We start from the raw sequence: 6,251 nt of genomic DNA, 5'->3' as shown, positions 1-6,251 counted from the left end.
TCTTGCGTTTCCGACTCTATCAGATCTTTTCTCGATCCGATTTCCTCGGTGCTTTCCAGGTTCCCGCTTTTGTTTCGCGGTTTCCTTTCCGGCGGATCCGACTTTATCAGAAGTTCTGAGTCGGTTTTCCCGGCCCCTCCCGGGACTGGTTCCGTTGCGCGAGGCATCCGGGTTCCCGTTCGGGCGGAGCCGTAAACGTACTGGAGCGGGCCGCCTCGATGCAAATCGAGGCGGCCCGCTCCAGGTTCACACGTACGAGGGCACGTGCGAGGGGTCGTACGTCGCTCAGACCTCCACCACGACCGGGAGGATCATCGGCCTGCGGCGATAGGTGTCGGAGACCCACTTGCCCAGGGTGCGGCGGATGAGTTGCTGCAGCTGGTGGGGTTCGACCACACCGTCCTGGGCGGAGCGTTCCAGGACCTCGGCGATCTTCGGGGTGACGGCCCCGAAGGCCGAGTCCTCGATGCCCGAGCCGCGGGCCTGGATGTGCGGGCCGCCGGTGATCTTGCCGGTGGAGGAGTCCACGACCACGAAGACCGAGATGATGCCCTCGTCGCCGAGGATCTTCCGGTCCTTCAGCGCCGGCTCGCCGACGTCGCCGACGGAGAGGCCGTCGACGTAGACGTAGCCCGCCTGGACCTTGCCGGAGATCTTCGCCTTGCCCTCGACGAGGTCGACGGCCACGCCGTCCTCGGCGATGACGATGCGGTCGTGCGGGACACCCGTCAGGGCGCCCAGCTCGGCGTTGGCGCGCAGATGGCGCCATTCGCCGTGCACCGGCATCAGGTTCTTCGGGCGGCAGATGTTGTAGAAGTACAGCAGCTCGCCCGCCGAGGCGTGGCCGGAGACATGGACCTTGGCGTTGCCCTTGTGGACGACGTGCGCGCCCCAGCGGGTCAGGCCGTTGATCACGCGGTAGACCGCGTTCTCGTTGCCGGGGATCAGGGACGACGCCAGGATCACCGTGTCGCCGGGGACGATACGGATCTGGTGGTCGCGGTTGGCCATGCGGGACAGGGCGGCCATCGGTTCGCCCTGGGAACCCGTGCAGACCAGGACGACCTCGTGGTCCGGGAGGTCGTCGAGGGTCTTGACGTCCACGACGAGACCCGGCGGGACCTTGAGGTAGCCCAGGTCGCGGGCGATGCCCATGTTGCGGACCATCGAGCGGCCGACGAAGGCCACCCGTCGTCCGTACTCGTGGGCGGCGTCCAGGATCTGCTGGATGCGGTGCACGTGGCTGGCGAAGCTCGCCACGATGATCCGCTTGCGGGCGCTCGCGAAGACCGTGCGCAGGACGTTGGAGATGTCCCGCTCCGGCGGAACGAAGCCGGGAACCTCGGCGTTCGTCGAGTCGGAGAGCAGGAGGTCGATCCCCTCCTCGCTCAGACGTGCGAACGCGTGCAGGTCCGTGAGGCGGCCGTCCAGCGGGAGCTGGTCCATCTTGAAGTCACCCGTGTGGACCGCCATGCCGGCGGGGGTGCGGATCGCCACCGCGAGGGCGTCCGGGATGGAGTGGTTGACGGCGACGAACTCGCAGTCGAAGGGGCCGATGCGCTCGCGGTTCCCCTCCGCCACCTCGAGGGTGTACGGGCGGATGCGGTGCTCCTGGAGCTTCGCCTCGATGAGGGCGAGGGTCAGCTTGGAGCCGATCAGCGGGATGTCCGGCTTCTCGCGCAGGAGGTAGGGGACGGCGCCGATGTGGTCCTCGTGGCCGTGGGTCAGGACGATGCCCTCGACGGCGTCCAGACGGTCACGGATGGACGAGAAGTCGGGCAGGATCAGGTCGATACCGGGCTGCTCCTCCTCGGGGAAGAGCACTCCGCAGTCGACGATCAGCAGACGGCCGCCGTACTCGAAGACCGTCATGTTGCGGCCGATCTCGCCGAGGCCGCCGAGCGGGGTGACCCGCAGGCCGCCCTCGGGGAGCGGCGGGGGCGGGCCCAGTTCGGGATGCGGATGACTCAAAAGACTCTCCTCAAACACGCGCGCCACGTACCGGTAGGGCACGTGGCGCGCGTGACGTTCGTGCAGAAGCAGTTGTCGTTGTGGTCGCAGGCACCGGTGGCCTGCCTATTCAGTTGTGAAGTCCGTTGTCAGAGCTGTACCCCGCCGGCGGCAAGATCGATCTTGAGCTGGTCGATCTCTTCTGGCGAGCACTCGACCATGGGCGAGCGCAGCGGTCCGGCGGGCAGGCCCAGGAGGGTGAGTGCGGCCTTGGTGGTCATGACGCCCTGGGTGCGGAACATACCCGTGTAGACGGGGAGCAGCTTCTGGTGGATCTCGGTGGCCTTCTGGACGTCGCCGGAGACGTACGCGTCGACGAGGGCGCGCAGGTCGGGGGTGACGACGTGGCCGACGACCGAGACGAAGCCGACCGCGCCCACGGAGAGCAGCGGCAGGTTCAGCATGTCGTCGCCGGAGTACCAGGCGAGGCCGGAGCGCGCGATGGCCCAGCTCGCGCGGCCGAGGTCTCCCTTGGCGTCCTTGTTCGCCACGATCCGCGGGTGCTCCGCGAGGCGGACGAGTGTCTCGGTGTTGATCGGGACGCCGCTGCGGCCGGGGATGTCGTAGAGCATGACGGGCAGCTCGGTGGCGTCGGCGATCGCCGTGAAGTGGCGGTGGAGGCCCTCCTGCGGGGGCTTGTTGTAGTACGGGGTGACGACCAGGAGGCCGTGTGCGCCCGTCCGCTCGGCGGCCTTGGCCAGCTCGATGCTGTGGTGGGTGTCGTTGGTGCCGACGCCGGCCACGATGTGGGCCCGGTCTCCGACGGCCTCCAGGACGGCTCGTACCAGGTCCGATTTCTCCGCGTCGCTGGTGGTCGGGGACTCGCCGGTGGTGCCGTTGATGATCAGGCCGTCGTTGCCTGCATCCACCAGGTGGGTGGCGAGCCGCTGAGCGCCGTCGAGGTCGAGTGCGCCGTCCGCCGTGAAGGGCGTGACCATGGCGGTGAGGACCCGCCCGAAGGGGGTCTGCGGAGTGGAGGTCGGAGCCATGGGGAACACGCTACTCGTTGCTCACCCCGTGGTCTGCCCTCGGGGGGTTACGAAAAGTCACGACAAATGCGGATCCCGGTACTGCCTGCTCGGGGGTTCAAGCAGTACCGGGTCCGTTTGATCAGGCTAGATGAACTTCTCCAAATGCCGCAATACGGACACTTCGCGCGAGCGGCCCGTACATGTGTGCCGGACAGGGGAACAGGCCTTCGTCACGGGGCGACACGACCGTTGGCATTGAAGGCGGCGTAGGTGAGGGGCATGAGCTTCGCCCACTCGGCCTCCATCTTCTCGCCGACCATCTCGATCTCCCGCTGCGGGAAGGAGGGGACCTTGGCCAGCTCGTGCTGGGTACGCAGGCCGAGGAAGTGCATCAGCGAGCGGGCGTTGCAGGTGGCGTACATCGAGGAGAACAGGCCGACGGGCAGGACCGAGCGGGCGACCTCACGGGCGACGCCCTGCGCGAGCATCTCCTGGTAGGTCCGGTAGGCCTGGCGGTACGAGTCCTCCATGGCCCGGCTGACGAAGTCGTGCTGCTCCGGGGTGCCCTCGACGAACACGTACTTGCCGGGGCGGCCCTGCTGGACGAGCTTGCGCGAGGCGTCCGGCACGTAGAACACCGGCTGCAGCTCCCGGTAGCGGCCCGACTCCTCGTTGTACGACCAGCCGACCCGGTGCCGCATGAACTCGCGGAAGACGAAGATCGGGGCGCTGACGAAGAAGGTCATCGAGTTGTGCTCGAACGGGCTGCCGTGCCGATCGCGCATGAGGTAGTTGATCAGCCCCTTCGAACGCTCCGGGTCCTTGCCCAACTCGTCCAGGGACTGCTCCCCGACGGTCGACACGCGGGCCGCGAAGAGGACGTCGGAGTCCGCCGCGCTGTGCTTGACCAGCTCGACGGTGACGTCGCTGCGGAGGTCGATCTTGAAGTCGTCGTCCGGGGTGGGGGTCACGATTCGGAGGGTCCTTCCCATCTCGTCATTCGGCGACGCCACTCTACGTCCCGCCAAACGGGGTCTTCACCACCCGGGTCCCATGAAATCGGGGTGAAAGCGGGCACCTTTTGCGCTCCTCGCGCGTCTGTACCCGTGGAAACCTTTTGTACGGACCTCCGAAGGACGCGGTCACCCTGTTCACCAGCGATGTCACTCCCCCTCCCCCTGAGCGCTCCTCCGCGGGGCAGACGGCCGGGCGCTGGCTCCTGGGGCTGACGATCGTGGCCGCGCTCGTCGGCTCCGTGGTCATCGGAAGCCCAGCGCTCACCGTGGACCACCCCTCCCCGGCACAGCAGTCACACCAGTCACAGCAGTCACAGGCCGCCCGGGGGCGCTGACGCGATAGCCTCACCGGGCACAGCCCACGCATGGACGAGTGAGGACCAGCCGTGCCCCTGCCCTTCCTGACGGCCGACCGCGCATTCGAGTCAGCGGACGATGTCCCGCTGCCCTTCGAGGACCGTGAGCGCTGGCGGCGCCCCTACCGGCCCGGGCCCTGGCGGGTCGCGGTGGCCGCGCTGGCACTGCTGCTCGCCTCGTACGTGCTGCTCGCGGCGGTCGTGATCGCGCTGACCGGGTCGGTCTCCGAGGCCGGCGGGATCCTCGGGTTCTCGGTGCTGGTGATCGCCAGTGCGCTGCGCCTGCTCCGCATGGGTGTGTGGGTGAGCTCGCGCGGACTGCGGCAGGTACGTTTCCTCGTCACGCGGACGGTTCCCTGGGGCCGGGTCGCGGCGGTGCGGACGGCGCAGCAGCCCGTGCGCTGGCTGGGGCTGCCGCGGACCGTCCAGGGTGAGGCGCTGACGGTCGTCCGACGGGACCGGCCGGAGGAGGAGCCCGCCATACTGCTGACCACGCACGGAGCGGACTTCCTGGGGCGGTCCGAGGCGTTCGACCGGGCCGCGGACGCCGTCGAGGCGTGGGCCGCGGAGAACCGGCTCGTCTGACACGCCCTGTGCCGAAGGGGCCGGTCCGCGCGAGACGCGGGCCGGCCCCTTCGGCATACGGCGGTGCGGTCGTCGCGAGGCGGCTCAGGCTGCCTCGGTCCGCCTGCCGTCATGGAGGGTGATCGCGCGCTGCATCGCCTTGCGGGCGCGCGGGGTGTCGCGGGCGTCGTGGTAGGCGACGGCCAGACGGAACCAGGTGCGCCAGTCGTCCGGGGCCGCCTCGGTCTCGGCCTTGCGCCGGGCGAAGACCTCGTCGGCCGAGTCGCGGTCGATCCGGCCGGCCGGGGTGCGCTCGAGTTCGTCGACGGGCAGGCCGCCCTCGGCGTCGAGCTCGGCGGCGAGGGCGTTGGCCCGACGGACGAACTGGGTGTTCTTCCACAGGAACCACACCCCGATGACCGGCAGGATCAGCACCGCGACCCCGAAGGTGACGGTCAGCAGCGTGCCGGACTGGATGAGCATGACGCCACGGCTGCCGACCAGGACGAAGTAGAAGACCAGGACGGCGGCCGTGACGGCGTAGGAGAGCTTGGCGCGCATGACGGGCTCAGCCGAGGTCCATGAAGTTCTCCAGACCGAAGGTGAGGCCCGGAGTCGTCACCACCTTGCGGGCGCCCAGCAGGATGCCCGGCATGAAGCTGCTGTGGTGCAGGGAGTCGTGGCGGACGGTGAGGGTCTCGCCCTCGCCGCCCAGCAGGACCTCCTGGTGGGCGAGCAGGCCGCGCAGACGGACGGCGTGCACGGGGACACCGTCGACGCTCGCTCCGCGAGCACCGTCCAGGGCCGTCTCCGTGGCGTCCGGAGCCGGGGCGCAGCCGGCGGCGCGGCGGGCCTCGGCGATGAGCTGGGCGGTGCGGGTGGCGGTTCCGGAAGGGGCGTCCACCTTGTTGGGGTGGTGCAGCTCGACGACCTCGACGGACTCGAACCAGGGCGCCGCGATCTGCGCGAACTTCATGGTGAGGACGGCGCCGATGGAGAAGTTCGGCGCGATGAGCACGCCCGTCCGGGGAGAGGCGGCCAGCCAGCCGTTCAGCTGCGTGAGGCGCTCTTCGGTCCAGCCCGTCGTCCCGACGACGGCGTGGATGCCGTGCCGGACGCAGTACTCGAGGTTCTCCATGACGGAGGAGGGCGTGGTGAGTTCCACCGCGACCTGGGCGCCGGTCTCCGCCAGCGTCTCCAGCTTGTCGCCGCGGCTCAGGGCGGCCACCAGCTCCATGTCCTCGGCGGCCTCGACCGCCCGGACCGCCTCGGAACCGATCCGGCCCCGGGCGCCGAGGACCGCCACACGCAGCTTGCTCATCTGTTGTGCTTCC

7 protein-coding genes are annotated in these 6,251 nt (G+C 69.2%); 2 read left to right on the top strand and 5 right to left on the bottom strand.

All coding sequences use genetic code 11. From position 1 onward, the window contains the following. Nucleotides 1-285: 285 nt before the first annotated feature. The 3 genes from ACFY2L_RS32930 to thyX form a co-directional block, all read right to left on the bottom strand. Nucleotides 286-1,971, bottom strand: coding sequence for a ribonuclease J (locus tag ACFY2L_RS32930; protein WP_390662596.1), 1,686 nt, complete (start codon nucleotides 1,969-1,971; stop codon nucleotides 286-288). Nucleotides 1,972-2,099: 128 nt separating this feature from the next. Further along, on the bottom strand, nucleotides 2,100-2,999 hold the full coding sequence (dapA, locus tag ACFY2L_RS32925) for a 4-hydroxy-tetrahydrodipicolinate synthase (RefSeq protein ID WP_390662595.1): 900 nt from the start codon (nucleotides 2,997-2,999) through the stop codon (nucleotides 2,100-2,102). A 212-nt stretch (nucleotides 3,000-3,211) separates the two neighbouring features. Beyond that, nucleotides 3,212-3,952: an FAD-dependent thymidylate synthase gene (thyX, locus tag ACFY2L_RS32920; protein WP_390662594.1), complete on the bottom strand. Its 741-nt coding sequence runs from the start codon at nucleotides 3,950-3,952 to the stop codon at nucleotides 3,212-3,214. Nucleotides 3,953-4,098: 146 nt separating this feature from the next. On the opposite strand from thyX, the gene ACFY2L_RS32915 reads away from it, so the two are divergent. Both ACFY2L_RS32915 and ACFY2L_RS32910 read left to right on the top strand, forming a co-directional pair. Further along, entirely contained in the window at nucleotides 4,099-4,332 is a 234-nt protein-coding gene (locus tag ACFY2L_RS32915) for a hypothetical protein (RefSeq protein WP_390824181.1), read from the top strand. A 51-nt stretch (nucleotides 4,333-4,383) separates the two neighbouring features. Further along, the gene (locus ACFY2L_RS32910) at nucleotides 4,384-4,938 is read left to right on the top strand and encodes a hypothetical protein (protein WP_390662592.1); all 555 of its coding nucleotides are present in this window, start codon (nucleotides 4,384-4,386) and stop codon (nucleotides 4,936-4,938) included. Between the two features lie 84 nt (nucleotides 4,939-5,022). Here the strand turns inward: ACFY2L_RS32910 and ACFY2L_RS32905 are convergent, their stop codons facing one another. Both ACFY2L_RS32905 and dapB read right to left on the bottom strand, forming a co-directional pair. Further along, entirely contained in the window at nucleotides 5,023-5,478 is a 456-nt protein-coding gene (locus ACFY2L_RS32905; RefSeq protein ID WP_390662591.1) for a hypothetical protein, read from the bottom strand. Between the two features lie 7 nt (nucleotides 5,479-5,485). Continuing rightward, a complete protein-coding gene (gene dapB / locus ACFY2L_RS32900) occupies nucleotides 5,486-6,238 on the bottom strand; it encodes a 4-hydroxy-tetrahydrodipicolinate reductase (RefSeq protein ID WP_390662590.1) in 753 nt (250 codons plus the stop codon). Nucleotides 6,239-6,251: the final 13 nt, after the last annotated feature.

Source organism: Streptomyces sp. NPDC001381, assembly GCF_042895685.1.
Classification (GTDB): domain Bacteria; phylum Actinomycetota; class Actinomycetes; order Streptomycetales; family Streptomycetaceae; genus Streptomyces.
This window is presented reverse-complemented; position numbering and strand designations above follow the sequence as displayed.